General features: G+C 64.0%; 19 protein-coding genes. 6 read left to right on the plus strand and 13 right to left on the minus strand.

Annotated features, from left to right (window positions below; genetic code table 11):
* Positions 1-9 precede the first annotated feature (9 nt).
* From ACSSVC_RS06895 to ACSSVC_RS06910, 4 genes are all read left to right on the plus strand, one after another.
* Entirely contained in the window at positions 10-9,627 is a 9,618-nt protein-coding gene (locus ACSSVC_RS06895; protein WP_492612104.1) for a hemagglutinin repeat-containing protein, read from the plus strand.
* Complete coding sequence (locus tag ACSSVC_RS06900; RefSeq protein ID WP_346634595.1) at positions 9,624-10,460, plus strand: hypothetical protein; 837 nt, start codon at positions 9,624-9,626, stop codon at positions 10,458-10,460. The genes ACSSVC_RS06895 and ACSSVC_RS06900 overlap by 4 nt, the downstream gene beginning before the upstream one ends.
* Positions 10,461-10,532: 72 nt before the next feature.
* Complete coding sequence (locus tag ACSSVC_RS06905) at positions 10,533-10,994, plus strand: hypothetical protein (protein WP_346634596.1); 462 nt, start codon at positions 10,533-10,535, stop codon at positions 10,992-10,994.
* A gap of 313 nt (positions 10,995-11,307) precedes the next feature.
* A complete protein-coding gene (locus tag ACSSVC_RS06910) occupies positions 11,308-12,318 on the plus strand; it encodes an AI-2E family transporter (protein ID WP_346634597.1) in 1,011 nt (336 codons plus the stop codon).
* Positions 12,319-12,330: 12 nt separating this feature from the next.
* On the opposite strand, the gene ACSSVC_RS06915 is transcribed toward ACSSVC_RS06910, so the two are convergent.
* Positions 12,331-13,239, minus strand: coding sequence for a hypothetical protein (locus ACSSVC_RS06915; RefSeq protein WP_346634598.1), 909 nt, complete (start codon positions 13,237-13,239; stop codon positions 12,331-12,333).
* A 62-nt stretch (positions 13,240-13,301) separates the two neighbouring features.
* The gene (locus ACSSVC_RS06920; RefSeq protein WP_346634599.1) at positions 13,302-14,567 is read right to left on the minus strand and encodes an Hsp70 family protein; all 1,266 of its coding nucleotides are present in this window, start codon (positions 14,565-14,567) and stop codon (positions 13,302-13,304) included.
* A gap of 297 nt (positions 14,568-14,864) precedes the next feature.
* Between ACSSVC_RS06920 and ACSSVC_RS06925 the strand changes: the two genes are divergently transcribed.
* Both ACSSVC_RS06925 and ACSSVC_RS06930 read left to right on the plus strand, forming a co-directional pair.
* Entirely contained in the window at positions 14,865-15,803 is a 939-nt protein-coding gene (locus ACSSVC_RS06925) for a DnaJ C-terminal domain-containing protein (RefSeq protein ID WP_346634600.1), read from the plus strand.
* 23 nt (positions 15,804-15,826) lie between these two features.
* Positions 15,827-16,129 (plus strand): chaperone modulator CbpM, encoded by a 303-nt coding sequence (locus ACSSVC_RS06930; RefSeq protein ID WP_123723438.1) that lies wholly within the window; start codon positions 15,827-15,829, stop codon positions 16,127-16,129.
* Positions 16,130-16,220: 91 nt separating this feature from the next.
* On the opposite strand, the gene ACSSVC_RS06935 is transcribed toward ACSSVC_RS06930, so the two are convergent.
* The 11 genes from ACSSVC_RS06935 to urtB form a co-directional block, all read right to left on the minus strand.
* Positions 16,221-17,354 carry a sensor histidine kinase gene (locus tag ACSSVC_RS06935; protein WP_404938146.1) on the minus strand — a complete coding sequence of 378 codons (1,134 nt, stop codon included), beginning with the start codon at positions 17,352-17,354 and terminating at the stop codon, positions 16,221-16,223.
* A gap of 99 nt (positions 17,355-17,453) precedes the next feature.
* On the minus strand, positions 17,454-19,154 hold the full coding sequence (ureC, locus tag ACSSVC_RS06940; RefSeq protein WP_404938147.1) for an urease subunit alpha: 1,701 nt from the start codon (positions 19,152-19,154) through the stop codon (positions 17,454-17,456).
* 108 nt (positions 19,155-19,262) lie between these two features.
* On the minus strand, positions 19,263-19,568 hold the full coding sequence (locus tag ACSSVC_RS06945; protein WP_102862959.1) for an urease subunit beta: 306 nt from the start codon (positions 19,566-19,568) through the stop codon (positions 19,263-19,265).
* A complete protein-coding gene (locus tag ACSSVC_RS06950; protein WP_110650910.1) occupies positions 19,565-20,098 on the minus strand; it encodes a GNAT family N-acetyltransferase in 534 nt (177 codons plus the stop codon). Before ACSSVC_RS06950 ends, ACSSVC_RS06945 begins: the two co-directional genes overlap by 4 nt.
* Positions 20,099-20,105: 7 nt before the next feature.
* Positions 20,106-20,639 (minus strand): GNAT family N-acetyltransferase, encoded by a 534-nt coding sequence (locus tag ACSSVC_RS06955; protein ID WP_346634603.1) that lies wholly within the window; start codon positions 20,637-20,639, stop codon positions 20,106-20,108.
* 9 nt (positions 20,640-20,648) lie between these two features.
* Positions 20,649-20,951 (minus strand): urease subunit gamma, encoded by a 303-nt coding sequence (gene ureA / locus ACSSVC_RS06960; RefSeq protein ID WP_003197350.1) that lies wholly within the window; start codon positions 20,949-20,951, stop codon positions 20,649-20,651.
* Positions 20,952-20,994: 43 nt separating this feature from the next.
* The gene (locus ACSSVC_RS06965; RefSeq protein ID WP_346634604.1) at positions 20,995-21,834 is read right to left on the minus strand and encodes an urease accessory protein UreD; all 840 of its coding nucleotides are present in this window, start codon (positions 21,832-21,834) and stop codon (positions 20,995-20,997) included.
* 30 nt (positions 21,835-21,864) lie between these two features.
* On the minus strand, positions 21,865-22,563 hold the full coding sequence (gene urtE / locus ACSSVC_RS06970) for an urea ABC transporter ATP-binding subunit UrtE (protein ID WP_492612105.1): 699 nt from the start codon (positions 22,561-22,563) through the stop codon (positions 21,865-21,867).
* A 103-nt stretch (positions 22,564-22,666) separates the two neighbouring features.
* Positions 22,667-23,527, minus strand: coding sequence for an urea ABC transporter ATP-binding protein UrtD (gene urtD / locus ACSSVC_RS06975; RefSeq protein WP_404938149.1), 861 nt, complete (start codon positions 23,525-23,527; stop codon positions 22,667-22,669).
* Complete coding sequence (urtC, locus tag ACSSVC_RS06980) at positions 23,524-24,603, minus strand: urea ABC transporter permease subunit UrtC (protein WP_492612106.1); 1,080 nt, start codon at positions 24,601-24,603, stop codon at positions 23,524-23,526. The genes urtD and urtC overlap by 4 nt, the downstream gene beginning before the upstream one ends.
* Complete coding sequence (gene urtB, locus ACSSVC_RS06985; protein ID WP_492612107.1) at positions 24,603-26,105, minus strand: urea ABC transporter permease subunit UrtB; 1,503 nt, start codon at positions 26,103-26,105, stop codon at positions 24,603-24,605. Before urtB ends, urtC begins: the two co-directional genes overlap by 1 nt.
* Positions 26,106-26,110 lie beyond the last annotated feature (5 nt).

Consider the following 26,110-nt stretch of genomic DNA (forward strand, 5'->3'; position numbering starts at 1 on the left):
GATTCGTATATGGACGTACGCAAGCCCTTTGCCCAATGCATTGCCCTGTCGTTGTCGGGGATCCTGTTTCTCAATCCGATCGTCAGTGTCGCCGCCGGCCTGACCCTGGACCCGGCCGCCGGGGGCAATGCCACCATCGGCGCGGCGGGCAACGGCGTACCCATTGTCAACATCAACGCGGCCAATGGCAGCGGCTTGTCCCACAACAAGTTCAGCGAATACAACGTCGGCAGCAACGGCCTGATCCTCAACAACGCCACCGGCTCGACCCAGAGCACCCAGCTGGGCGGCTACATCCTCGGCAACCCCAATCTCAAGGGGCAGGCGGCGCAGGTCATCCTCAACGAAGTCACTGGCAGCAATCGCAGCAAGCTGGCGGGGTACACCGAGGTGGCCGGGCAGGCCGCCCGGGTGATCGTCGCCAACCCCCATGGCATTACCTGCAACGGCTGCGGTTTCATCAACACCCCGCGCGCCACCCTGACCACCGGCAAGCCGATTATCGAGGGCCAGAAGCTCGATCGCTTCCAGGTCGATGGCGGCGACATCAGCATTGAAGGTGCCGGCCTCAACGCCAGCAATATCGATCAGTTCGACCTGATCACCCGCAGCACCAAGCTCAACGCCAACCTGTATGCCAAGAACCTCAACGTCATCACCGGGCGCAACGACGTCAAGGCCGATGACCTGAGCGTCACGGCCCGGGAAGCCGATGCCAGTGCCAAGCCGGAACTGGCCATCGACAGTGCGGCCCTGGGAGGCATGTACGCCGGGGCCATCCGCCTGGTGGGCACGGAGAAGGGCGTGGGCGTGAACATGTCGGGGGAGATGGCGGCCAGCACCGGCGACATCCAGATCGATGCCAACGGCAAGGTCACGGTGGCCGGCATGGGCGCCAATCAGGCGATCGCGATCAAGGCCCAGAGCATCGACCTCAAGGGCAAGGCTTATGCCGGGACCGAAGCGACCCTGCAGGCCAAGGAACAGATCGAGGTCCGCACCAGTCTGGCGGCGCGGGATCAGGTGCGGGTGGTGGACGCCGGGCAACTGGTCAACCACGGCATCATCGAGGCCGGGGTCAACAGCGACAACAGCCGCAACGATCAAGGCGTGGTCAAGCTGAACGCCGACAACCTGGAAAACCGCGGCGATGTGCTGGCCAGCCGCACTCTGCAACTGACCGCACGGCAGACTCTGAACAACCAGAACGGAGTGATCCAGGGGCCCAAGGTCGAGGTCAAGGCTGCACGCCTGGTCAACCAGGGCGGGCAGGCCCGCGTGCTGGCGAACAATGAGCTGGTGCTCACCACCCCGGCCATCGCCAACCTGGGCGGCCTGATCCGCTTTGGCGACCGGCAGACCGCCACCCTGAGCCTGGACAGCCTGAACAACAATGGTGGGCGCCTGGAAGTGGCGGGTGCCGACCTGACCCTCAACGCTCGTGAGATCAGTAACCAGAAGGGCTCGATGATCGCCGACAAGGTGGCGATCAGCGCCGAGCGCTTGGACAACCAGCAGGGCCTGATCGGGTCCAGTCAGGGCAGCGCCACCTTCAAGATCAGCGAGCAGTTGAACAACAACGGCGGCCAGCTCCAGGCCCAGACCCTGCTGGAAACCCAGGGTGGGGAGTTGCTCAATCAGGGCGGCAAGCTGCTGGCGGACCAGATCAAAGTGACCGGCAAGCGCCTGGACAATAGCCAGAAGGGCCTGATCAGCGCCGAGCAGGGCGCGCTGCAAGTGAGCCTTGATCAGGACCTGATCAATGCCGGTGGCAAGCTGCAGGCCACTTCGCTCCTGAACCTCAAGGCCGGCAGCGTGGACAACCGCGGCGGCACCCTGATCGCCCCGCAACTGATCCTCGACAGCGGCGGCAAGCTCGGCAACCAGGGCGGCACCCTCACCGCCGACGAACTGGAGCTGCATACCGCGGACATCGACAACCAGGGCGGCCTGCTGCAAGGCAAGAACCACCTGCTGCTGGACGCCCGGGACCTGGCGAACAACCAGGGTCAGGTCATCGGTAATGTGCTGACCGCCAACCTCGACAGCCTCAGCCAGAACCAGGCCGGGGTGTTGAGCGCCGAGACCGGCAAGCTCACGCTGACGGTCAAGCAGCACCTGAACAACGCCCTGGGCCACCTGCAGGCCAAGACGGGCGACGTGCAGATCGTCTCGGGCAGCCTGAACAACCAGGGCGGAGTCGTGGTGGGCAATCACTTGCTGCTGACCAACACCGGTCTGCTGGATAACCGTGGCGGGCAATTGGCCGGTGATCGGCTGACCGTCAGCACCCAACGTCTGGACAACCAGGCGTCGGGCCTGCTGGCGGCCGGCAGCGATGGCCTGCAGTTGACGTTGACGGCCGACGGCGTGGCAGCGGGGCAATTGCTCAACAGCCAGGGGCGCCTGCAAAGCGACGGGCATCTGCAGATCAACGGCGGTCAATTGAACAACAGTGGCGGTGTGCTGCTGGGCCGCAGCGTCGGGCTCGATGCCGCCGGTCTCGACAACAGCGCCAAGGGCGCGGTGGTGGCCAGTCAGGGTGGGCTGGATCTGAAGCTCAACCACGGCGCACTGAACAACAACGCCGGGGTCATCGACGCCGGTGAACAGGCGCTGCGAGTGACCCAGGGCGGGCAGTTGGACAACCTGGGCGGCACCCTCAAGGGCCAGCGTCTGGAGGTTGAGGGCGCAGCCCTGGATAACCGCCAGGGACAACTGCTGGCCGGCAGCGACGGTTTGAATCTGGTGGCCGGCGGCCTGAACAATGTTCAAGGGATGATCCTGGCCAAGGACAGCCACGGCGAAGTGGCGCTGGGCCAAGGCACCCTGGATAACCGTGGAGGCACCCTTCAGGGCGCGACCCTGGGGATCACCGCAGGGGCTGTGGATAACAGTGCCCTGAACGGCAAGTCCGGACTGATCAGCAGTCAGGCCGGAGCGCTCAAACTGGTGGTCGATCGCCTCACCAACCAGGCGGGCAAGCTCTACGCCAATGGCCTGCTCAGCAGCACCGGGCAGACCCTGGACAACCGCTTTGGCGGTGAAGTCAGCGCCCGGCAGCTAGATCTTAACGTTGCGGCCAACCTCTACAACCAGGGCGGGCTGGTGGAGTCGGGCAACTCACTGCTGCTGGTGGGCGGCAACCTGGACAACAGCGCCGGGGGCCGGGTGCGGGCGGTGGGTGGCGAGCAAAGCCGGATCACCCTGGGCGGCGGGCTGAACAACCAGGGCGGTACCCTGGCCCTGGGCTCCAGCGCCTTTGCCCTGAATGCCGGACAACTGAACAACATCGGCGGCGGTATCGAGCACGCCGGCGGCGGCCTGTTCAAACTGGACCTGGGGGCGCTGTCCGGCTTCCAGGGACGGATCACCGGCCTGGGCCATGGCGACTGGGATGTCGCTGCCGTGGATCGCAGCGGCCTGATGCAACTCAACGGTACGCTGGACCTGAGCACCGGGAGCGACCTCAACCTGAGTGCCGGTGACCGCATCGCCAGCGCCAGCGGCCTGCGTGTGGGTGCGGCGACCCTGAACAACGCCGGGGAACTGGCCAGCGACGGTTACCTGACCCTGGACCTGGGGGGCAACCTGAACAACAGCGGACTGCTGTCATCCCGGGGCAAACTCACGGTGGGTGCTGGCGACCTCAACCAGTACGGCGGGCGCCTGGCCAGTGGCGGTGACACCGAACTCAACCTGCGCGGCACCCTGGACAACCTGGGACGCCTGATCGCCAGCCAGAACCTCTATGTGTCCGCAGCACAGATCAACAACCGCGGTACCCTCGGGGCCCTGGGGCAGATGCAACTGCGCTCCGGCAACGGTATCACCACCTCGGCCGACACCCTGATCTACAGCGGCGGCGACATGCTGCTGCGAGGCAACGGCCTGGCCAACAGCTACGGTGATATCTACAGCGCCGGCAACCTCAGCTTCGCCGCCCTCGACGGCGGCCGTGCGGTCCTGCTGAGCAACCGCTCCGGGACCATCGAAAGCCAGGGAGATATGAACCTCAATGTGGCGACCCTGGTCAACGCCATGGACAAATATGCCGTCAGTGAGAGCATTGCCCGGCGCAATATCACGATCAATTGCACCGACTGCTCAGGCAAGCACCACTCGGGGGTCTACACCGTCAACACCACCTATCAAAACACCATGGGCGAGCACTCCGCCGCCGCGCGACTGGTGTCCAACCGTGACCTGACCATCAATGCCGATACGGTGGAGAACCAGCTGAGCCTGATCGCCGCCAACCGTGATGCCTTTGTCACCGCCAACAACTTCTACAACCGCGGCCTGACCCTGGATCAGCGGGTCGAGGCCATCAACTACACATTGTCCTGGGTGAAAAAAAGCGCCTACCGTTTTGCCGAGCGTGAGACCAGGGCCTGGAACGCGCGCAACAGCGGACGTGCGCCGGACCAGCAAGACCCACTGCCGGCAGCGGTGCTGCAGTACCCGTCTTCGGTTGGCAGCAACGTGATCCTTCCAGGTACACAGACCGGCTATAGCGCCACCTTGCAGGCTGGAGAGCGTCTGCACCTGCAAGTCAGCGGCAACCTGGAAAACGGCACCCTGAGCGAGCAGGCCCGTGCCCAGCTCACCGGGCAGCAGTTGCAGAACAGCCTTGCCCAGGTGGGCGGGCAGGCCATCACCGTCAACGCGCAAAGCACCACGGCTGCGGCGCAAGTGGCCAAGGACGTGCAGCGTATCGAGCGGGTCGCGGCGGATGGCACGACCCAAGTCAGCTTCGTGCCCGTGGACTTCTCCGGCGTGCCTTTCGCGGCTGTCGATCCCACTTCGTTGTCGAGCTACAGAGTTCCCCAGGGGGAATACGGCCTGTTCATCAAGAGTCAGAACCCTCAGGGTCGCTACCTGATCGAAACCAACCCGACCTTCACCGACCTCTCGCGCTTCATGAGCTCGGACTACATGCTCGGGCACTTGAACTACAACACCGACCAGACCTGGCGTCGCCTGGGCGACGGCCTGTATGAAACCCGCTTGATTCGCGACGCGGTATTGGCCCAGACCGGGCAGCGCTTCCTGGCTTCGGGGCTGACCAGCGACTATGACCAGTATCGTTACCTGATGGATAACGCCATCGCTTCCAAGGACCGCTTGAACCTCAGCGTCGGGGTGTCTCTCACACCCGCGCAAGTGGCTTCGTTGACCCATGACATCGTGTGGATGGAGACCCGCGAGGTACAGGGCGAGAAGGTTCTGGTACCGGTGCTTTACCTGGCCCAGGCCGAGACCCGCAACTTGCGCGGCGGCAGCCTGGTGCAGGGACGGGACATGACCCTGATCGCCGGTGGCGACCTGAGCAACGTCGGCACCCTGCGCGCCAGCAACGACTTGAGCGTCAATGCGGGTGGCAATCTGTACCAGGGCGGTTTGATCGAGGCCAATGAGCGCGTCAGCCTGATGGCCCAGGACAGTGTGCGCAATGCCCTGGCCGGGGAGATTCGCGGCAACCAGGTCAGCGTCTCGGCGATCAAGGGCGACATCCTCAATGACCGCACGGCGGTAGCTGTGGCCTATGGCGCAGGTACCCGGACCGTTCTTGACCAGGGAGGTCAGATCAGTGCGCGCCAGCAGCTTGATCTGAGTGCCGGACGCGACCTGACCAACAAGGGCCAGATCGCCAGCGGCGGTGATGCCAAGCTCAGCGCCGGTCGCGACATCGACCTGCTGGCGGTGCAGGACCATACCTTTACCCAGAACGCTATCCGTCGCGGCCTGGTGACCAATGACACGGTGCAGACCCTGGGCTCCAGCGTGACCACTGGCGGCAATCTCGAGCTCAAGGCCGGACGCGACCTGGCCGTGGTCGCGAGCAACGTCAGTGCCGGGCATGACCTGTCGCTGGGGGCGGAGCGCGATATGGTCATCGCCTCGGCCCAGGACGAACAGTCCTCGACTTTCTATCAGAAGAAGAAAGGCTCTTGGGGTAAAAGCAAAACCACCCGCAGCGCCGACTCCTCTACCACCAACGTGGCCTCGCAAATCAGCGCTGGGCACGACCTGATGGTCAACGTCAGCCAGGACAAGGACGGCCGCATCAGCCTCAACGGCGGGCGCGATGTCACCGTGGTCGGCAGCGAGCTCAAGGCCGGCAACGACCTGCTGGTGGGCGCCACCCGGGACGTTAGCCTGGTATCGGCCCAGGAGCAGCACGACAGCTCCTACAGCCAGAAAAAGAAAGGCAGCTTTGGCCTGAACAAAAGCGGCAAAAGCCGCACCTCCAGCAGCACCACCCAGGTGGGCAGCGAGCTGAGTGCCGGCAATGACGCGGTGGTGATCGCCGGGACCAACGTCAACCTTTCGGCCAGTTCCATCGAAGCCAAGCGCGATGCCGAAGTGCGCGCCGGGCTGATCGACAAGAACGGCGACATCAACCTGATGGACGCTGCCAACACTTCCAGCAGCCAGAGCGACAAGTACAAGAGCAAGGTGGGGTTCTCCAGTTCCGGCAGTTTCACGTCGATTGCCTCCTCGAAGAAGTCCGGCCAGGAAAACACTCAGTCCCAGAGCGTTGGCAGCGTGGTCAGTGGCGGGCGTGATACCACCCTGCAGGCATCCCGTGACGTCAACATGATCGGCAGTACGGCCGCGGCCGAGCGCAACCTGAATGTGGGGGCGGGGCGCGACATCAACGTCCTGGCCGGCAGCAACAGCTCGGACCAGAGCAACTGGAAATCCGAGAAGCACGTGGGGTTGTCCCTGGAGAGCGATCGCAATGGCGTCACCGCATTCCTGGGCAGCGAAGGCCTCAAGCAAAAATCGCGCAATGCCGAGCAGACCGTGGCGCCGAGCCAGTTGCTGGCCGGGCAGGATGCAACCATCAAGGCCGGGCGTGACCTGACCCTGGAAGGCTCGCGGGTAGACGCCGGGCGTGATGTCAACTTGCAGGCCGGGCGCGATATCAGCATCGACGCGGGCAAGGAAACCTCGATCGAGGAACGCAGCAAGAGCCGTGACCGCAATGGCCTGACGGTCAATGTCAGCCACAACTACGGCAACACCATGGACGCCATCAAGGGCACCGGCAAAGGCGAGGACAACACCAGCAAGGCCTCCAGCGTGCTCAGCACCGTGGATGCGATCAACCAGTTCACCTCGGGCCCGACCGCCGCGACCCATTTCGGTACGGCCAGCCAGTCCAGCAGCTCGCGCCAGGAAGTGCACAGCAACAGCCCTGCCAGCCTGGGAGCCGGGCGGGATATCAGCGCCGTGGCCGGCAATGACATCAACATTCGCGGTGGTCAGTTCGACGCCGGGCGCGACATCACCCTGGTGGGCCGTGACATCAATGTGGATGTGGCCCGCGGTTCGGTTTCCGAAGAGAGCAAGACCGCCCGCAGCCAGGGCGGCATCAATGGCCAGAGCGGCGGCGGTAGCGCCCGTGCCGGCATCGGCGGCAGCAACGGTGTGGCCAGCGAGCAGATGAGCCAGGGCACCAATACTCCGTCGGTGTTCCTCGCCGGGCGCGATGTCAGCCTTGAGGCGCGCAACAACCTGACCCTGATTGGGACCCAGGTCCAGGCCGGGCGCGATATCGACCTGGGCGCCGGCAACGACCTGACCATCCGTGCCGCGCAGAATGATTCCAGCAGCGAGTCCAGCCGCCACAGCGGCGGTGGTGAAGTGGGCCTGGCCGTGGGCGGCAAGGACTTCATCTCGGTCTACGCCAGCGTCGACATGGGCAAGGGCCAACTGGACCGGGACAACCAGAACCAGCAGAACGCCCATCTGGTGGCGGGTGACCAGTTGCGCTTCAGCAGCGGCAAGGACACCACCATTGCCGGCGCGACCCTGCGTGGCGGTGAAGTCATCGGCCGGGTTGGCGGTGACCTGACTGTTTCCTCGGTGCCGGACACCGGTAAGGTTAGCGGCAAGGAAATGGATGCCAGCGTCACCGTGAGCATTGGCCTGGGCGGCGGGGGCAGCGTCAGCGGTTCCCTGGGCATGGGCAAGACCACCGGCAAGACCAACTGGGTCCAGGAGCAGACCAGCATCACCGGCAAGAACGGGGTGGATATCCGCACCGAGAACCATACTCAGCTCGACGGTGCGCTGGTCGCCGCCGACAACGGCAATCTCAAACTGGACACCGGCACCCTGGGCTTCCGCGATATCTCCGGCCAGGACAAGGAGCACAGCTACTACGTCAACGCGGGCGGCACCTTTGGTTGGGGCGGCGGCGATGGCGCCAAGGCCACCGGCGGCAAGGACGTGGCCTTCACCACGGACAAGAGCCAGGAAGGCAAGGGCAAGACCGGGGCTTCGGGCTGGAGTGTCAGCGGCTATGACTACCGCAAGGAGCGTGAGCAAGAGGTCCGGGCCACAGTGGGCGCGGGCACCATCACCGTGCGCAACGACGCCAAGACTGGCGCCGACTCCACTGCGGGCCTGAACCGCGATGTGTCCCAGGCCTATGAAATCACCAAGGACAAGGAAAAGCGTACCGACCTGTATGTCTCGCAGTCGTCCCTGGAGTCGGTGAGCCACCCGATTCAGACCCTGAACCAGTGGAAGGAGGGGATGAAGAACTATGGCAAGAATGCCTCGGGTATCTTTACCCAGTTTGGCGACCTGAGTAAGGCGGCGGACCAGGTGGTGGCCGACAACCCGTCGTTGCTGCCGCTGGCCTGGATTCCTGGACTCCTGGAATCCGTGCTCGACAAGGCTGGCAAGTACACCGGTGGCATCATGCCCGGCGTCGAGAACCATGGTGGCCTGATCACCCAGGTGCCGGCCTTGATCACGGGTGACATGCGCTTCTACCGGGTTGAGACCAAGTACCAGTACGAGTCCGACGGCAAGACCATCAAGGTGGACCCGTTGTCCGGCAAACCGATGATCGAGAACGTGCAGAAGCTGATGGAGATCGAGCGTCCCGATGGTGATGGTGCAGTGTTCACCAACGGCATCCAGAACTCGCTGATGGCGGCATTGGTCAACGGTGCGATGCAGACCGGCTCCGATTCCTTCATGCAGGCCTACAACCCCGAGCACGGGATTCTCGGCGACTTGGTCGAGTCGCTGTGGGATGTGGCGCTGGGCGGGACGGTGCGCTCTGGTAACGCCCAGCAGCTGCACGATTTCTTCCAGGCCGGGATCAAGGATGAGTACAAGTTGGACGTTGCCGGTCACAGCCAGGGCGGCCTGTTGACCTACCGGGCGATTTCCGGCCTGGACTTCAACCTCAATGGCCAGGTCGGGAGCATCCAGTTGTCGGGCGCGCCAGTGGGTTCCAAGAGCTTCTTTGAAGCCGCCGATGCCGCCGGATTCGATATCGGCAACGGCGCCTTCTTCCAGGTCAACCGTCCGGGGTCGAAGACCTTTTTCGGCATGTTGCCGGTCACCGATACCGTGTCGGATCTGCTGGGGCAGAACTTCACGCACTCGTCCGACCCGGTGGCCCGCTTCTTTGGCTCGCTGGCTACCAGCACCTCGTTGATGGGAGTGGACAGCCCCCACTCGAACTATCTGTGTGTGGCCAAGGGCATGTGCGGTGATGCGCCCAATGCGCTGCAGGACCAGTTCAAGAAGAATCCCCGGTACATTGAACCTACGTTCATCGATGCCAATGGCAAGGACACTATCCGCAGATGAGGGGTATTCCAAGTGTGGTGGTGGGGCTGGCATTGCTGCTCGGGGGATGCCTGAACCTTCCCGCCAAGCCGCAGGAGCGACGCACCGAACAGCGCATGTTGTGTAGCGAAGGGGCCAAGCGGGTGACCTTGCCCCAGCGTTTCTCCTTCGACCTGCCTGAACCGTTCCGGCACACAGAATGCGGTACGCTCATGGGCGGTTTCTATTACGACAGAATCAGCGACAGCCTGTCTGTCGCTACCGAGGGGACCTTCGCCTATGGCGATGTCCAGGTATCGGCGTCTTCGCTGTACATGAAGGTCAGCAGCTTTCTCGACGGAGAGGGTTATGGGCTGATGTATCCCCGCGACGCCTTTCTCCAGGGCAAGCTGGCTGCATTGGCTTTGCCCGGCAGTGGTGCCAAACCCCGTGAAGTGGATTGGGTCACCCGGGGCGGCTACCAGTGCCTGCGTTTCTATGAGCACTGGCAGGGGGCTGCAGTGGGGCTCTGGGAGGATGAGGTCAGGTATTGGTGCTGGGAAGGGGAAAGCGGCCTTACTCAACCGTTCTATGTACATGCCGGGCAACGTCTGGCGTTGGGCGCCAAGGGTTACGATCTGGATCGGACCTTTATCCTGCCGTTCTTTGACAGCTTGCAGATCAAGCGTCTGGCACCTTCGGCTCTGGCTCAGGCACAAAACCGGCTCCAGGCTGTTTGTGCTCGCGGCAAGGCCCGTTATGACCGGGGAAGCGCCTGGGGCAGCGACTATCCCGACAAGCGCCTGACCCTGACCCGCCTACACTACTGCGGCTACGACGTGCCGCTGCCCGATCTCAAGGCGCCTTCACCTTGAACCTTCGGGCCTGTTCCAAGGGGAGGCGTTTGCTGCCAAGCCCGTCAGCCAACAGTGCATAAGGAGATGGAGATGAAAAGCTGGACATGGATTGCGATGCTGCTGGCCCTGGCTGGTTGTGCGGCGCAGCCGGTATCCAAGGACCATGACCAGGTCCTGTCTGAGGTCGCTGATGTGGTGCAGAGGGACAGCGGTGGCTCAGGTGAGCGTCAGGATCTGCAACTGCTTGTCACGCAGATCAACAGCCATGGGCAGCTTCCCGATCGTCTAGTGATTGTGGCCGGCGGGGGTGTTGAACGCTTCAATGTGCGTGACATGTTCGCCAAGGTTTCCCAAAGCCCCAACGGCAGGTTCCTGATGTTCGGGGCCAACCCGGCACTGGACAAGGCGATTGTCGGTGGCGCACTGAGTGATCAGCGCTTTCCTCGGGTCTGGCTGTTCTTTGTTGGCGAACCTGGGCAAGAGCAGGAGATGCGGAGCATCGTCGAAGCCGCGGGCATCAGGTATTCGTTTATCAGCAAATACAAAGAGTGAAAGTGTTTGGGTATATCTGCGGCGCTACAGGGATTGCCCTGGTCTGTGGTTGTCCGGGGGATCAGCGGCTGCACGGCGCCCTCTCTGGTTTACGGAAACCAGCGCCTGGACTCTCGCCTGCACTACTGCGGCTATGACGTGCCGCTGCCGGCCCCTTCAGCCCCGCTGCCTCAGGCCAGAACAGACTGAACCTTCGCCTGTCACAACACTCAAGTACCCTGTAAGCCCATGCCCTTGGGGCGCCTGCCACTATTCCTCCGGGGTGAAGGCTGGCAGACTGCCGGTCTTTTCCCGCTGTTTGTCTTGAGGCTATATGCCAGCGTTTTCACAGCGTCATCTGTTGTTCATCAGTTGGATCATCATCTTTGGCGGCCTGCTGCTGGCCTTGCCGTTGCGGCTGCTGCCGAGCCTGCTGGCGGGGCTGTTGGTGTTCGAGCTGGTCAATATGCTCACTCCACAACTGCAGCGGCTGATCGAGGGCCGGCGTGCGCGTTGGCTGGCGGTGGCGCTGCTTGGCACGTTGGTGGTCAGTCTGCTGACCCTGCTGTTCGCCGGGGCCATCAGTTTCCTGCTGCATGAAGCGGAGAATCCCGGCGCCTCGCTGGGCAAGTTCATGGTGGTGGTGGACAAGGCCCGTGGCCAATTGCCGCCGTTCCTCGATTCCTACCTGCCGGCCAGTGCCGCCGAGTTCCAGGCCGCCATCGGCGCCTGGGCCAGCAAGCACCTGAGCGAGTTGCAACTGGTGGGCAAGGACGCGGCGCACATGTTCGTGACCTTGCTCATCGGCATGGTCCTGGGGGCCATCATCGCCCTGCAGCGCATCCCCGACCTGACCAAGCGCAAGCCCCTGGCGGCGGCGCTGTTCGACCGCCTGCACCTGCTGGTCCAGGCGTTTCGCAACATCGTCTTCGCGCAGATCAAGATCTCCCTGCTCAACACCTTCTTCACCGGGGTCTTTCTGGCGCTGATCCTACCGCTGTTCGGGGTCAAGCTGCCGCTGACCAAGACCCTGATCGTGCTGACCTTCCTGCTGGGCCTGCTGCCGGTGATCGGCAACCTGATTTCCAACACCCTGATCACCATCGTCGGCCTGTCGCTGTCGATCTGGGTGGCGGTGGCGGCCCTGGGTTACCTGATCTTTATCCACAAGCTGGAATACTTCCTCAACGCGCGGATCGTTGGCGGGCAGATCAGTGCCAAGTCCTGGGAGCTGTTGCTGGCGATGCTGGTGTTCGAGGCGGCGTTCGGCCTGCCCGGGGTGGTGGCGGGGCCGATCTATTACGCCTATCTGAAGAGCGAGTTGAAGCTGGCGGGGCTGGTCTGAGTCCCGCCGGGCTCAATCGCGCCCGGCATCCTCATAGGTCACCGCCTGCAGGCGATCGATGCCTGAGCCGATATGGAAGGAGAACGGTCGGCCCAACTGTTCGATCTTCTTCGCGCATTCGCTGGTCCAGGTGTCCTGGCGGCTGTCGGCACTGAAATCGGCGGCCAGCATCTGCTCGCCCAGGTTGCCGATTTCAATCGACAATTGCAGCTTGGTGCGCAGCAGGTCGTTCGGGATCTGCTCTTCGCCCCACAGGCGAATCTCGCCTTTGCTCATGCTCTCGCGCAGTTGGGCATCCCTGACCTGCATCAGGGCCGGCAGGGTCTGTCTTCTAAAATTCTGAGTGCGGAAATTCAGGTAGACATGCTCCGGCGACTGCTTGGGGATCTGTTGCACGCTCAGCCCATTGAAGGGCAGCTCGCCGTTCAATTGTCCCTCGATGCCGCAGACGATCTGCACCGGAACCCCGCTCTGGTTGAACAGGCCTATTGCCCGGTCGAGATATTGGTAGCGCGCCGACAGCTGTACCTCGGAGGTGATGGCCAGCTCCAGGGGGATTGGCTGCGGGGTGGCCGCGCCGGGCTGGGCCTGGAGTGTCAGGTCGACGGCCATGCTGCTGGCCGCCCGGGCCTTGACGACCTGGTCAAACAGGTCGCGCAGGGCCGCCCGCTGCTCAGGACCCAATTCGCCGTCGAGGGCCAGATGGACCACCCGAGTGTCCTGCTCATCCAGTTCCAGCACGATCTGTTCAGGGTCGATGCCGCGAGAGCCAATCGCCTCCCTCAGCAGGGTGCCGACCTTGGCATCTATCTGCTGGCCGCGATACCCCACCGGCTGCTCGAACTGCAGGGACATGAAATCTTCCTTGCAGCCGGTCAGCAGCAGGGCGGTCAGTAGGGGCAGCAGCTTGCACAGGTTCATCGTTGCGGTTCCTTGCGAAAATTTTCCCCATCCCTGGGGTACCAATGTCGGGCGCGGGGTGCCTAGCCGTAGCGCTTTCTGGCTTCAATCGCCAGGCCGCTACCGATGCTGCCGAAGATATTGCCTTCCACATGCCGGGCGTTGGGCAGCATCGCCGCCACGCTCTGGCGCAGTGCCGGAATGCCGCTGGAACCGCCGGTGAAGAACACCGTATCGACCTGACCCACACCGACATTGGCGTCGCTCAGCAATTGGCTGACGCTGGTGCGGATGCGCTCCAGCAGACCGTCGATGGAGCTTTCGAACAGGGCCCGGCTCAGGTCGACACTGAGGTCGCGCTCGATCCGGTCCAGGGGCACCAGGCGGTTCTCGGCGTGGGTCAGCTGGATCTTGGTCTCTTCCACTTCCATGGCCAGCCAGTGGCCGGCGCGCTGTTCGATCAGCTTGAACAGGCGGTCGATGCCGCCGGTGTCTTCGATGTCATAGCGCATGCTGCCCAGGGCCAACTGGGACTTCTGCGAGTACACCGAGTTGATGGTGTGCCAGGTCGCCAGGTTCATGTGGTGGCTGGTGGGCATGTAGGCGCCGCTCTTCATCCGGCTGCCGTAGCCGAACAGTGGCATTACGCCCTGCAGGCTCAGTTGCTTGTCGAAGTCGGTACCGCCGACGTGCACACCGCCGGTGGCGAGGATGTCGTCGTGCCGGTTGTCGACCCCACGGCGCTCGGGGGAAAGGCGCACCAGGGAGAAGTCCGAGGTACCACCGCCGATGTCGACGATCAGCACCAGTTCTTCGCGTTCGATGGTGGATTCGTAGTCGAAGGCCGCGGCGATGGGTTCGTACTGGAAGGACACTTCCTTGAAGCCAATCTTGCGGGCCACTTCCACCAGGGTGTCTTCGGCTTCCTGGTCGGCGGCGGCGTCGTCATCGACGAAGAACACCGGACGCCCCAGTACCACTTCGTCGAATTCCCGACCGGCGGTGGCTTCGGCACGGTTCTTGAGCTGGCCGATGAACAGCCCCAGCAGGTCCTTGAACGGCATCGCGGTGCCCAGCACGCTGGTGTCGTGCTTGATCAGCTTGGAGCCCAGCAGGCTTTTCAGCGAGCGCATCAGCCGGCCTTCGTAGCCTTCCAGGTATTCGTGCAACGCCAGGCGGCCATACACCGGACGGCGTTCCTCGATATTGAAGAACACCACCGAAGGCAGGGTGATCTTGTCGTCCTCCAGGGCGATCAGCGTCTCCTCGCCGGGGCGCAGCCAGCCGACGGTGGAGTTGGAGGTACCGAAGTCAATGCCGCAGGCACGGGCCGGGGTGGCGTTGTTCATGTCTTTGGATCCGGTGAAAAAAACGGCCGCGCAGCGTACGCCAGTCCTCGCGCGTTGCAAAGGCCGACTATCTGCTAAATCGCAACCTGTTGTGCCTTGAAAGACTATCCTTGACCCCCAAACTTGCAGGCATGGGCCGAGCAGCCACCTGGGATCACAAGATCCGCCCGAGGCTGCCGATAAACTTCTGATGCGCCGTTCAGTCAGAGGATTGAGATTGATCAATTCTCATGCTGCCAGACCGAGCATGCTGTGCTGCACGCCGCGCGACTTTGATAACGGATGGTGATTCCCTCGATGGACTTCAAAGACTATTACAAGATTCTCGGCGTGGAGCCGACAGCGGACGACAAGGCGATCAAGGCCGCCTATCGCAAGCTGGCGCGCAAGTACCACCCCGACGTCAGTAAGGAAAAGGATGCCGAGGCCAAGTTCAAGGATGCCTCGGAAGCCTATGAAGCGCTGAAAAGCGCGGACAAGCGCGCCGAGTACGACGACCTGCGCAAGTACGGCCAGCATGGCCAGCCGTTCCAGGGGCCTCCGGGCTGGCAGAGCCGTGGTGGCTTTGGTGGCGGTGACGGTGGGGACTTCTCGGACTTCTTCAGTTCGATCTTTGGTAACCGGGGGCCAGGATTCGGCGGCCCGGAACAGCGCCGCAGCAGCGGTCGTCGTGGACAGGATGTGGAAATGGAACTGCCGATCTTTCTTGAAGAAACCCTGTCGACCGAGTCGAAGAAGATCAGCTTCCAGGTGCCGCAGTACAACGCTGCCGGCCAGCATGTGAGCAATACCAGCAAAAGCCTGAACGTGAAGATTCCAGCCGGGGTCACCGACGGCGAACGCATCCGCCTCAAGGGCCAGGGTGCACCGGGCGTTGGCGGCGGAGCCAATGGCGACCTGTACCTGACCATTCGCTTTGCGCCCCATCCGAAGTTCGATGTGGAGGACGAGAACCTGATCATCACCCTGCCGCTGGCCCCTTGGGAGCTGGCGCTGGGCACCGAGGTGGCGGTACCGACCCTGACCGGCAAGATCAACCTCAAGGTCCCGGCCGGCAGCCAGAACGGCCAGCGCATGCGCGCCAAGGGTCATGGCCTGCTGAACAAGGCCGGCCAGCGTGGCTACCTGTTCGTCCAGCTCAAGGCCGTGATGCCCAAGCAGACCGGCGACGACGTCAAGGCGTTGTGGCAGGAGCTGGCGAAGAAGGCCGCGTTCGACCCTCGGGAAAATTTCTGATTCGACACTAGGAGGCGCTGATCATGAGCACCCTGATCGTTCAGCTGGACATGGAAGAGTTCTGTGAAGTGGCCGACCTGTCGGCGGCCTACGTGATCGAAATCGTCGAACACGGCATCCTCGAACCTCAGGGGACGGCGCCCAAGGACTGGCGTTTCAACGATGTTGAACTGTCCCTGGCCAAGCGCGCGGCGAAGTTGCGCCGCGACCTGGACCTGGAGTGGGAAGGCGTCGCCCTGGCGTTGGACCTGCTGGACGAAGTGCGGCAACTGCGGGCCGAGAACCAGATGCTCAAGCAGCGTCTGGGCCGCCTGCTGCTGGATTGATCCGCCTCACTGCGCAGGAGCCGGCTTGCCGGCGAAGAGGCCCCTGGGCCTTGCGCAATCCGGGCTGACGCCTTCGCTGGCAAGCCAGCTCCTACGAGGTGGCGCGGGAGACGCGCGGCAGGATCACGGCGAAGGTGGTGCCGTCGCTCTCGTTGGAGCTGACTTCGATGCTGCCCTGGTGCGCGGTCACCACTTCCTTGACGATGAACAGTCCCAGGCCAAGGCTGGTGCTGGTACTGCCCAGTTCCTCATCGGCACTGCGCACCAAAGGATCGAACAGGGTGCCCAGGGCTTCCTTGGGAATCGGCGGGCCGTAATTGTGCACGGTCAACAGCACCTGTTCCGCACCGCCGGTAATGGTCACGGTCACGGTACGGCGGTTGCTGCCGTGCTGCAGGGCGTTGCCGATCAGGTTCTGCAGCATCTGTTCGATACGTCCCCGGTCCCAGATGCCATGGCTGTCACCCTCGAAGCTCAGTAACGGTGTGCAATCGGGTTGCCCGGCGCAGGCTTCGTCCATGGCAGCCTTGGCGGCGCTGGCCAAGTCCATGGGCGCCGGATCGATGGGCAGGCCATTGCCCAGGCGACTGCGGACGAACTCCAGCAGGTCGCTGACCATGGCGCCCATGTGTCGGGTGCCGCTCTTGATGCGTGAGACAAAGGCCTGGGCGTCGCTATCCAGCGGCATTTTGCGCGCCAGCATCTCGGTGGACATGCTCACCGCCTGCAACGGCGCCCGCAGGTCGTGGCCGAGAATCGCCAGGAAGATGTCCCGTGAGCGGCTGACCTGCTCGGCGTAGGCGCAGGTGGACTCGGCCAGGGCTTCGTCGATGGCCTCGTTGAAACGGATCATGTCTTGCAAGTGTTCCAGGTCCGGCGTCACCAGGCTGGCGACCCACAGGCGGATCACGCAGGCCCGCAGGTGGCGGAACTCGGACGTCATCTGCACCAGATCGAAACCCACGTGATGACGCAGTTCGCCATGGCTGGCGGCGGCCTCATCCAGGCTGGGGGATTTCTCCGGGCCTTCGCCCCGGGCCTTGGCCAACTGCTCACCCGGGCTCTGGGTGATGCGCATGTCCCGGGCGGCGGCCAGCAGGATCGAGGTGGCGTGATCCCGCAGGTCGCTGCGGGTCAGGGTGTCCGCGGCCAGGGTCCTGGCAAATTGTTCCCATTCATCAACGATTCGATCAACGTGCTGCACGATGAAATCGGACAGGCGCATAGCCGGGCACCTTACTGGGCAGAGAGTGGAAAACCGACACGCATCTTAGCGCCTTATCCGCGGCTTCAACACCGGGCCTGCCCAGCGGCCGGACGCGCCTCAGAACAGGAAGTAACGCTGGGCCATGGGCAGCACATCCGCCGGTTCGCACCACAGCAGGACACCATCGGCCTTGACCTGATAAGTCTGCGGGTCGACTTCGATATCCGGCAGGTAGTCGTTGTGGATCAGGTCACTCTTTTGCACCTTGCGACAGCCCTTGACCACGGCGATGCGCTTCTTCAGCCCCAATTGCTCCGGTACGCCGGCGTCCAGTGCGGCCTGGCTGATAAAGGTCAGGCTGGTGGCGTGGCGGCTGCCGCCGTAACTGGCGAACATCGGCCGGTAGTGCACCGGCTGCGGGGTCGGGATCGAGGCATTGGCGTCGCCCATCAGGCTGGCGGCAATGGCCCCGCCCTTGAGGATCAGGGTCGGCTTGACCCCGAAGAAGGCCGGGCGCCAAAGCACCAGATCGGCCCATTTGCCCACCTCGATGGAGCCCACCTCATGGCTGATGCCGTGGGTGATGGCCGGGTTGATGGTGTACTTGGCGATGTAGCGCTTGACCCGGAAGTTGCTGTTGCCCGGGCCGTCTCCCGGCAGCGGGCCGCGCTGGCGGTGCATCTTGTCGGCGGTCTGCCAGGTGCGGGTCACCACTTCGCCGACCCGGCCCATGGCCTGGCTGTCGGAGCTGATCATCGAAAACGCTCCCAGGTCATGGAGGATGTCTTCGGCGGCGATGGTTTCCCGGCGGATGCGGCTCTCGGCGAAGGCCACGTCCTCGGCGATGCTCGGGTCCAGATGGTGGCAGACCATGAGCATGTCCAGGTGTTCGTCGATGGTGTTGCGGGTGAAGGGCCGGGTCGGGTTGGTGGAGCTGGGCAGCACATTGGCGAAGCCGCAGGCCTTGATGATGTCCGGGGCATGGCCGCCGCCGGCACCTTCGGTGTGGTAGGTGTGGATGGTCCGCCCCTTAAAGGCGCCTAGGGTGGTTTCGACGAAGCCGGATTCGTTCAGGGTGTCGGTGTGGATCGCCACCTGCACGTCGTACTCATCGGCCACGCTCAGGCAGTTGTCGATGCTGGCCGGGGTGCTGCCCCAGTCCTCGTGCAGCTTGAGGCCGATGGCCCCCGCCTTGACCTGCTCGATCAAGGGCTCCGGCAGGCTGGCGTTGCCCTTGCCGGTAAAGCCGATGTTCATCGGGAAGGCGTCCGCGGCCTGGAGCATGCGCGCCATGTGCCAAGGCCCGGAGGTGCAGGTGGTGGCGTTGGTCCCGGTGGCCGGCCCGGTGCCGCCGCCGATCATGGTGGTGACGCCGCTCATCAGCGCCTCTTCGATCTGCTGCGGGCAGATGAAGTGGATATGGGTGTCGACGCCGCCGGCGGTGAGGATCATGCCTTCACCGGCGATGACCTCGGTGCTGGCGCCGATGGCGATGGTCACATCGGGCTGGATATCCGGGTTGCCGGCCTTGCCGATGGCGGCGATGCGCCCGTCCTTCAAACCGACGTCAGCCTTGACGATGCCCCAGTGATCGATGATCAGCGCGTTGGTGATCAGGGTGTCCACCACATCGCATGCCAGCAGTTGGCTCTGGCCCATGCCGTCGCGGATCACCTTGCCACCGCCGAACTTCACTTCTTCGCCGTAGGTGGTGAAGTCCTTCTCCACTTCGATCCACAGCTCGGTATCGGCCAGCCGCACCTTGTCGCCCACGGTAGGGCCGAACATATCGGCATAGGCCTCACGGGAAATCTTCATCGCAGCTCCTTACAGAAACAGGTCTTGTAGGAGCCGGCTTGCCGGCGAAGGGGCCCGAAAGACCGCATTCGCCAGCAAGCCGGCTCCTACGCGCGTAGGGTCGAGGGGTCAGAGGTCGCCCATGATGCGTCCGGCAAAACCGAACACCCGGCGCTTGCCGGCCAGATCCACCAGTTCCACCTCCCGGGTCTGTCCCGGTTCGAAGCGCACGGCGGTACCGGCGGCAATGTTCAGGCGCATGCCGCGGCTGGCGGCGCGGTCGAAGGTCAGGGCGTCGTTGGTTTCGAAAAAGTGATAGTGGGAGCCGACCTGGATCGGCCGGTCGCCACTGTTGGCCACGCTGAGGGTCAAGGTGCGGCGCCCGGCATTGAGTTCGATCTCGCCAGGCTGGATCTGGTATTGGCCAGGAATCATAGGGGTTGTCCCAGGGTCTTGAAGTAGATGGCGGTGGGGGTATAGGTGCCGTCCGGGCTCTGGCAGTAGTTGGGCAGTTCGCCGACCCGGGTGTAGCCCAGGGAACGGTAGAAGTCCTCGGCCGCCGAGCCTGCCTCGGTGTCCAGGTACAGCAGCCCGCGCTTGTGCTGGCGGGCGGCCTGTTCCAGGGCGTTCATCAATTGCTGGCCCAGGCCACGGCGCCGGGCGCTGTGCAGCACCTGAAGCTTTTGCACCTCGGCGCGGTTGCGCCCATTGGCCTTCATGCACAGCGCCAGTTGCACGCTGGCCAGGACCTTCTCATCGTGAACCACCACCCACAGCATCAGGCTGCCGTCCTCGACCCCGGCCTGCACGCTGCCGAGGTAGTCCCGGGCCTGGCTGTCGTCCAGATCGGCCATGAAGCCGATGGACGCGCCGTGGTGCACCGAATCCAGCAGCAGGTCGATCAATCCTTGACGGTAATGGGCAAAGCTTTCTCCATGGACTCGGCGCAGTTGGGCGGCGTTCATCGAGAGGTCACTCCTTGTGAGGGGCGGGCGGTTGTGCCCCGGGGTTGAGAATCAGCTGCATGAAGGTCAGGTCCAGCCAGCGCCCGAACTTGGTGCCCACCTGAGGCATCTGTCCGGTGCTGATAAAGCCCAGGCGCTGGTGCAGGCGGACCGAGGCGGTGTTGGCGCTTTCGATGGCGGCCACCATCACGTGCTTGTCACAGCCACGGGCGCGTTCCAGCAGCACCGCCATCAGCTGTGGACCCAGGCCGTTGCCGCGCTGGTCGCTGCGGACATAGACCGAATGTTCCACGGTGTGGCGAAAGCCGTCGAAGGGCCGCCAGTCGCCGAAGGAAGCGTAGCCGAGCACCTGCTCCTCGGCGTTGACGATCACCAGGATCGGGTAGCCCTGGGCCTGGCGCGCACTGAACCAGGCCTGGCGGTTGCCCAGGTCCACCGGCGAGTCGTTCCAGATCGCCGTGGTATTGACCACGGCGTCGTTGTAGATGTCGCGGATCGCCGGCAGGTCGGCGTGCAACGCGTCGCGGATGCGATAGGTCATGGCGCGGCCTCAGGCGATGGGTTGATGGACAGTGACCAGCTTGGTGCCGTCGGGGAAGGTGGCCTCGACCTGGATCTCCGGGATCATCTCCGGGATGCCTTCCATCACCTGTTCACGGCTGAGCAGGGTGGTGCCGTAGTGCATCAGTTCTGCCACGGTCTGGCCATCCCGGGCACCTTCGAGCAGCGCCGCGGAAATATAGGCCATGGCCTCCGGGTAATTGAGCTTGAGGCCGCGAGCCAGTCGCCGCTCGGCCACCAGGCCGGCGGTGAAGATCAGCAGCTTGTCTTTTTCGCGTGGGGTCAGGTCCATCGTGATCAATCCGTTGTTGGGCAGTTAAAAAAGAGAGTCGGCATCAGGTGTTCCAGATCCTCGGTGGCACAGCCTCGCGGCCCAGCAGCGCCGGGCGCAGCAGACGCCACAGGTCGATCAGCCAGGCCCGGGCCTGCAGGGCTTCACTGGCCAGGCAGCGGGCCACCAGCAGGCCTGGCAGTTGGCTCAGGTCGCCGCGTACCGGGTGCGCCAGGGCGCGGCAGCGCTCCAGCAGTTCGCTGTCGATTTCACCGGTCACCAGCAAAGTGGCGAACACCGGCTGGCCGTCCAGGCCGATGGGGGAATCCAGCAGGCCGTCGCCGCCATTGATGCGCTGGCGTTCATGCCAGAGCGGCCGGCCGTCGCGACGGATGTCCAGGTGCGCCTGAAAGTGCCCTTGCTCGAAGCGCTCGCCACTGGCCGGGCGTCCCAGGGCCACGATGTCCCAGTAGAACAGCCGGGCATCGCCTTGCAGTTCGACCAGGGTGGTCAGTTCGGCCTGGGCGGCGCTGAAGACAATGGTTTCCTGGGGCAGCCATTCCAGGGTCGCCCCCGGTGCCACTTGCAGCCTCAGGGTCTGGCTGGCAGGGCCGGTGGCGCGGTACCACTTGGCGGCACCGGGGCTGGTCAGCTGTGCCCAGGCGCCGTGGTCGACCCGGGCACTGATGGCCAGCCGGTCGCCGCCGGCGATGCCGCCGGGTGGGTGGACGATGATGTGCTGGCACACCTCGGGGCCCTCGGCGTACAGGTGCTTCTGCACCCGCAGCGGGCCCAGGTGGCGACGCAGAACCGGGCGCGTGGTGGCGCCGAAACGGGCGTAGGCCAGCTCCAGCTCGGCGTGCCAGCTGGGGGTGAACAGGGCGGTGACGGCAGGTGAGTTCATGCTGGGTCGTTATCGTTAGGAGGCTACAGATTAGATCGTAACCAGGCCGCGTACACCTTCTGCCTGCATATTTTCCCCACGGCCCTGCTGGACGATTTCGCCCCGGGACATCACCAGATACTGGTCGGCCAGTTCGGCGGCGAAGTCGTAGAACTGCTCCACCAGCAGAATCGCCATATCGCCCTGGGCCGCGAGTTTCTTGATCACCGCGCCGATCTCCTTGATCACCGAGGGCTGGATGCCTTCGGTGGGCTCATCGAGGATCAGCAGCCGGGGGCGGCTGGCCAGGGCGCGACCGATGGCCAGTTGTTGCTGCTGGCCGCCGGAGAGGTCGCCGCCACGGCGCTGCTTCATCTGCAACAGCACCGGGAACAGTTCGTAGATGAAGGCCGGTACTTCCCTGGCCTGGGAGCCGGGGAAGCGGGACAGGCCCATCAGCAGGTTTTCTTCCACAGTCAGGCGGCCGAAGATTTCCCGGCCCTGGGGCACGTAGGCGATCCCGGCGTGGACGCGCTGATGGGGCTTGTAGCCGGTGATGGTCCGACCCTCCCAGTTGACCGCGCCTTCCTTGGCCGGCAGCAGGCCCATCAGGCATTTGAGCAGGGTGGTCTTGCCCACGCCGTTGCGCCCCAGCAGACAGGTGACTTCGCCGATCCGGGCTTCGAAGCTCAGGCCGCGCAGGATGTGGCTACCGCCGTAGTATTGGTGCAGCTTGTCGACTTGGAGCATGGTCGGGTACTCGAATTTTGTGGGGATTGCGGGGTGGTCTTCGCTGGCAACCCAGTTCCTACGGGAACGGGTAGGAGCCGGCTGCCGGCGAGCGGCGGTTGCGCTAACGGCCGAGGTACACCTCGATCACCCGTTCGTTTTCCTGCACCTGCTCCAGGGACCCTTCGGCCAGTACGCTGCCCTGGTGCAGCACGGTGACGTGGTCGGCAATCGAGCCGACAAAGCCCATGTCGTGTTCCACCACCATCAACGAGTGCTTGCCCGCCAGGGTCTTGAACAGCTCGGCGGTGAACTCGGTCTCGGCGTCGGTCATGCCCGCCACCGGCTCGTCCAGCAACAGCAGTTGCGGGTCTTGCATCAGCAGCATGCCGATCTCCAGGAACTGTTTCTGACCGTGGGACAGCAAGCCCGCCTGGCGTTGGGCCGAAGGGCTCAGGCGAATGGTCTCCAGCACTTGGGCGATGCGGTCCTTCTGCTCACCGTTCAGGCGCGCCCCGAGGCTGGCCCACACCGACTTGTCGGTCTTCTGCGCCAGCTCCAGGTTCTCGAACACGCTCAGGGCCTCGAACACCGTGGGCTTCTGGAACTTGCGGCCGATCCCGGCCTGGGCGATCTGCACTTCGCTCATCTGGGTCAGGTCCAGGGTTTCGCCGAACCAGGCCTTGCCCTGGGTGGGGCGGGTCTTGCCGGTGATCACGTCCATCAGGGTGGTCTTGCCGGCGCCGTTGGGGCCGATGATGCAGCGCAGCTCGCCGACGCCGATGTACAGGTTGAGGTCGTTGAGGGCCTTGAAACCGTCGAAGCTGACGCTGATGTCTTCCAGGGTCAGGATGGTGCCGTGGCGGGTGTTGAGGCCCTTGCCGGCAGCGTGCCCGAGGCCGATGGCGTCGCGGCTGCTGCCCTGGTCCTTGTTGGGTTCGAGGATGGGTTCGAGCATGAAATCCGCGGTCGCTGTGACTCTCATTGCTCACCTCGTTTCTTCAGCAGGCCGATCACGCCCTTGGGCAGGTACAGGGTCACCACGATGAACAGGGCGCCGAGGAAGAACAGCCAGTATTCGGGGAAGGCCACGGTGAACCAGCTCTTCATGCCGTTCACCAGCCCGGCTCCCAGCAGCGGTCCGATCAGCGTGCCGCGTCCGCCCAGGGCTACCCACACGGCGGCTTCGATGGAGTTGGTGGGGGACATTTCGCTGGGGTTGATGATGCCCACCTGGGGCACATACAGCGCGCCAGCCAAGCCGCACAGCACGGCGCTCAAGACCCAGACGAACAGCTTGAAGCCACGCGGGTCGTAGCCGCAGAACATCAGGCGGTTTTCGGCATCGCGCAGGGCGGTCAGCACCCGGCCGAACTTACTCCGGGCCAGGCGCCAGCCCAGGTACAGGCTGGCCACCAGTAGCAGCACCGTGGCCAGGAACAGCGCCGCGCGGGTGCCGGGTTCGGTGATGCCGAAACCCAGGATACTGCGGAAGTTGGTGAAGCCGTTGTTGCCGCCAAAACCGGTCTCGTTGCGAAAGAACAGCAGCATCCCGGCAAACGTCAGGGCCTGGGTCATGATCGAGAAGTACACGCCCTTGATCCGTGAGCGGAAGGCGAAGAAACCGAACACTAGGGCCAGCAGACCCGGCGCCAGCACCACCAGGCACAGGGCCCAGAGGAAGTGGCTGGTGCCGGTCCAGTACCAGGGCAGCTCGCTCCACGAAAGGAAGGTCATGAACGCCGGCAGGGCGTCTCCGGCGGCCTGGCGCATCAGGTACATGCCCATGGCGTAGCCGCCCAGGGCGAAGAACAGGCCGTGGCCCAGGGACAGCAGTCCGGCATAGCCCCAGACCAGATCCAGGGCCAGGGCGACAATGGCGTAGCAGAGAATCTTGCCCACCAGGGTCAGGGTGTAGGCCGAGACCTGCAGCGGGTTGCCCGCCGGCAGCAGTGACAACAGCGGCAACGCCAGCAGCACCAGGAGCAGCAGCGCGCCGACCGCGATCGTGACCTTGGGCCCGGCTTTCTGGCTGGCGGTAATCAGCAGTGGTTGATTCATCAGTCGATCACCCGTCCTTTCAATGCGAAGAGTCCTTGCGGGCGTTTCTGGATAAACAGAATGATCAGCGCCAGGATGAGGATCTTGCCCAACACGGCGCCGATCTGCGGTTCGAGGATCTTGTTCGCCACCCCCAGACCAAAGGCCGCCAGCACACTGCCGGCCAGTTGCCCGACCCCGCCGAGCACCACCACCAGGAACGAGTCGATGATGTAGCTCTGACCGAGGTCCGGGCCGACGTTGCCGACTTGGCTCAGGGCCACGCCACCGAGGCCGGCGATGCCCGAGCCGAGACCGAAGGCGAGCATGTCCACGCGCCCGGTGGGCACGCCGCAGCAGGCGGCCATGTTGCGGTTCTGGGTTACTGCACGCACGTTCAGGCCCAGGCGGGTCTTGTTCAGCAGCAGCCAGGTGAGCACGACAACGAACAGCGCGAAGGCGATGATCACGATGCGGTTGTAGGGCAGTACCAGATTGGGCAATACCTGGATGCCGCCGGAGAGCCAGGCCGGGTTCGCCACCTCGACGTTCTGCGCGCCGAACAGCAGGCGCACCAGTTGGATCAGCATCAGGCTGATGCCCCAGGTGGCCAGCAGGGTTTCCAGGGGCCGGCCATAGAGATGACGGATCACCGTGCGCTCCAGGGCCATGCCGATCCCGGCGGTGACGAAGAACGCCACCGGCAGTGCCAGCAGCGGGTAGTACTCGATGGCTTGCGGGGCGTAGCGCTGGAACAGCAATTGCACCACGTAGGTGGCGTAGGCGCCGAGCATCAGCATCTCGCCGTGGGCCATGTTGATCACCCCCAGCAGGCCGAAGGTGATGGCCAGGCCCAGGGCCGCAAGCAGCAGGATCGAACCCAGGGACAAGCCGCTGAAGGCCTGGCCGAGGACTTCACCCACCAGCAGCTTGCGCTTGACCTGGGCCAGGCTGGTTTCGGCGGCGGTGCGCACGTTGGCATCGGCCTCGACACCGGGTTCGAGCAAGCCTTCGAGGCGGGTGCGGGCCAGCGGGTCGCCGGTTTCCCCCAGCAGGCGCACGGCGGCCAGACGTACTGCCGGGTCGCTGTCCACCAATTGCAGGTTGGCCAGGGCCAGGCTCAGGGCGTCGTGCACGCCGGGGTCTTGCTCGGCTGCCAGCTGGGCATCGAGGAATTTCAATTGCGCCGGCTTGGCGCTTTTCTGCAGTTGCCGGGCGGCATCGAGTCGGCTGCCGGCATCGGCGGCGAGCAATTGATGGCTGGCCAGTGCGGTGTCGATCAGGCCCCGCAGGCGGTTGTTCAGGCGCAGGGTTTTGCTTTCACCGGCGATGCTCAACTGGCCCTGTTGCAGGGCGTTGAGCAGTTCGATGCGCGCCGGATCGGGCTGCGCGGCCCAGCTTTCCAGAAGCTGCGCCTGTTGCGTGGGATTGGCCGCGACGAAGTCTTCGGCATCACCGGCTTGGGCCGCCCATGGCAGCAACAGCAGGCAGGCGAGGATGAAACGGTAAAGGGCAGTGGGCATATCGA

This window comes from Pseudomonas sp. E1BtOHC1 (assembly GCF_058744285.1).

Bases quoted from the DNA above. Each gene is read 5' to 3' on its own strand.
- ACSSVC_RS06895 (WP_492612104.1), top strand. From the start codon at position 10: ATGGACGTACGCAAGCCCTTTGCCCAATGCATTGCCCTGTCGTTGTCG.
- ACSSVC_RS06900 (WP_346634595.1), top strand. From the start codon at position 9,624: ATGAGGGGTATTCCAAGTGTGGTGGTGGGGCTGGCATTGCTGCTCGGG.
- ACSSVC_RS06905 (WP_346634596.1), top strand. From the start codon at position 10,533: ATGAAAAGCTGGACATGGATTGCGATGCTGCTGGCCCTGGCTGGTTGT.
- ACSSVC_RS06910 (WP_346634597.1), top strand. From the start codon at position 11,308: ATGCCAGCGTTTTCACAGCGTCATCTGTTGTTCATCAGTTGGATCATC.
- ACSSVC_RS06915 (WP_346634598.1), bottom strand. From the start codon at position 13,239: ATGAACCTGTGCAAGCTGCTGCCCCTACTGACCGCCCTGCTGCTGACC.
- ACSSVC_RS06920 (WP_346634599.1), bottom strand. From the start codon at position 14,567: ATGAACAACGCCACCCCGGCCCGTGCCTGCGGCATTGACTTCGGTACC.
- ACSSVC_RS06925 (WP_346634600.1), top strand. From the start codon at position 14,865: ATGGACTTCAAAGACTATTACAAGATTCTCGGCGTGGAGCCGACAGCG.
- ACSSVC_RS06930 (WP_123723438.1), top strand. From the start codon at position 15,827: ATGAGCACCCTGATCGTTCAGCTGGACATGGAAGAGTTCTGTGAAGTG.
- ACSSVC_RS06935 (WP_404938146.1), bottom strand. From the start codon at position 17,354: ATGCGCCTGTCCGATTTCATCGTGCAGCACGTTGATCGAATCGTTGAT.
- ureC (WP_404938147.1), bottom strand. From the start codon at position 19,154: ATGAAGATTTCCCGTGAGGCCTATGCCGATATGTTCGGCCCTACCGTG.
- ACSSVC_RS06945 (WP_102862959.1), bottom strand. From the start codon at position 19,568: ATGATTCCTGGCCAATACCAGATCCAGCCTGGCGAGATCGAACTCAAT.
- ACSSVC_RS06950 (WP_110650910.1), bottom strand. From the start codon at position 20,098: ATGAACGCCGCCCAACTGCGCCGAGTCCATGGAGAAAGCTTTGCCCAT.
- ACSSVC_RS06955 (WP_346634603.1), bottom strand. From the start codon at position 20,639: ATGACCTATCGCATCCGCGACGCGTTGCACGCCGACCTGCCGGCGATC.
- ureA (WP_003197350.1), bottom strand. From the start codon at position 20,951: ATGGACCTGACCCCACGCGAAAAAGACAAGCTGCTGATCTTCACCGCC.
- ACSSVC_RS06965 (WP_346634604.1), bottom strand. From the start codon at position 21,834: ATGAACTCACCTGCCGTCACCGCCCTGTTCACCCCCAGCTGGCACGCC.
- urtE (WP_492612105.1), bottom strand. From the start codon at position 22,563: ATGCTCCAAGTCGACAAGCTGCACCAATACTACGGCGGTAGCCACATC.
- urtD (WP_404938149.1), bottom strand. From the start codon at position 23,527: ATGAGAGTCACAGCGACCGCGGATTTCATGCTCGAACCCATCCTCGAA.
- urtC (WP_492612106.1), bottom strand. From the start codon at position 24,603: ATGAATCAACCACTGCTGATTACCGCCAGCCAGAAAGCCGGGCCCAAG.
- urtB (WP_492612107.1), bottom strand. From the start codon at position 26,105: ATGCCCACTGCCCTTTACCGTTTCATCCTCGCCTGCCTGCTGTTGCTG.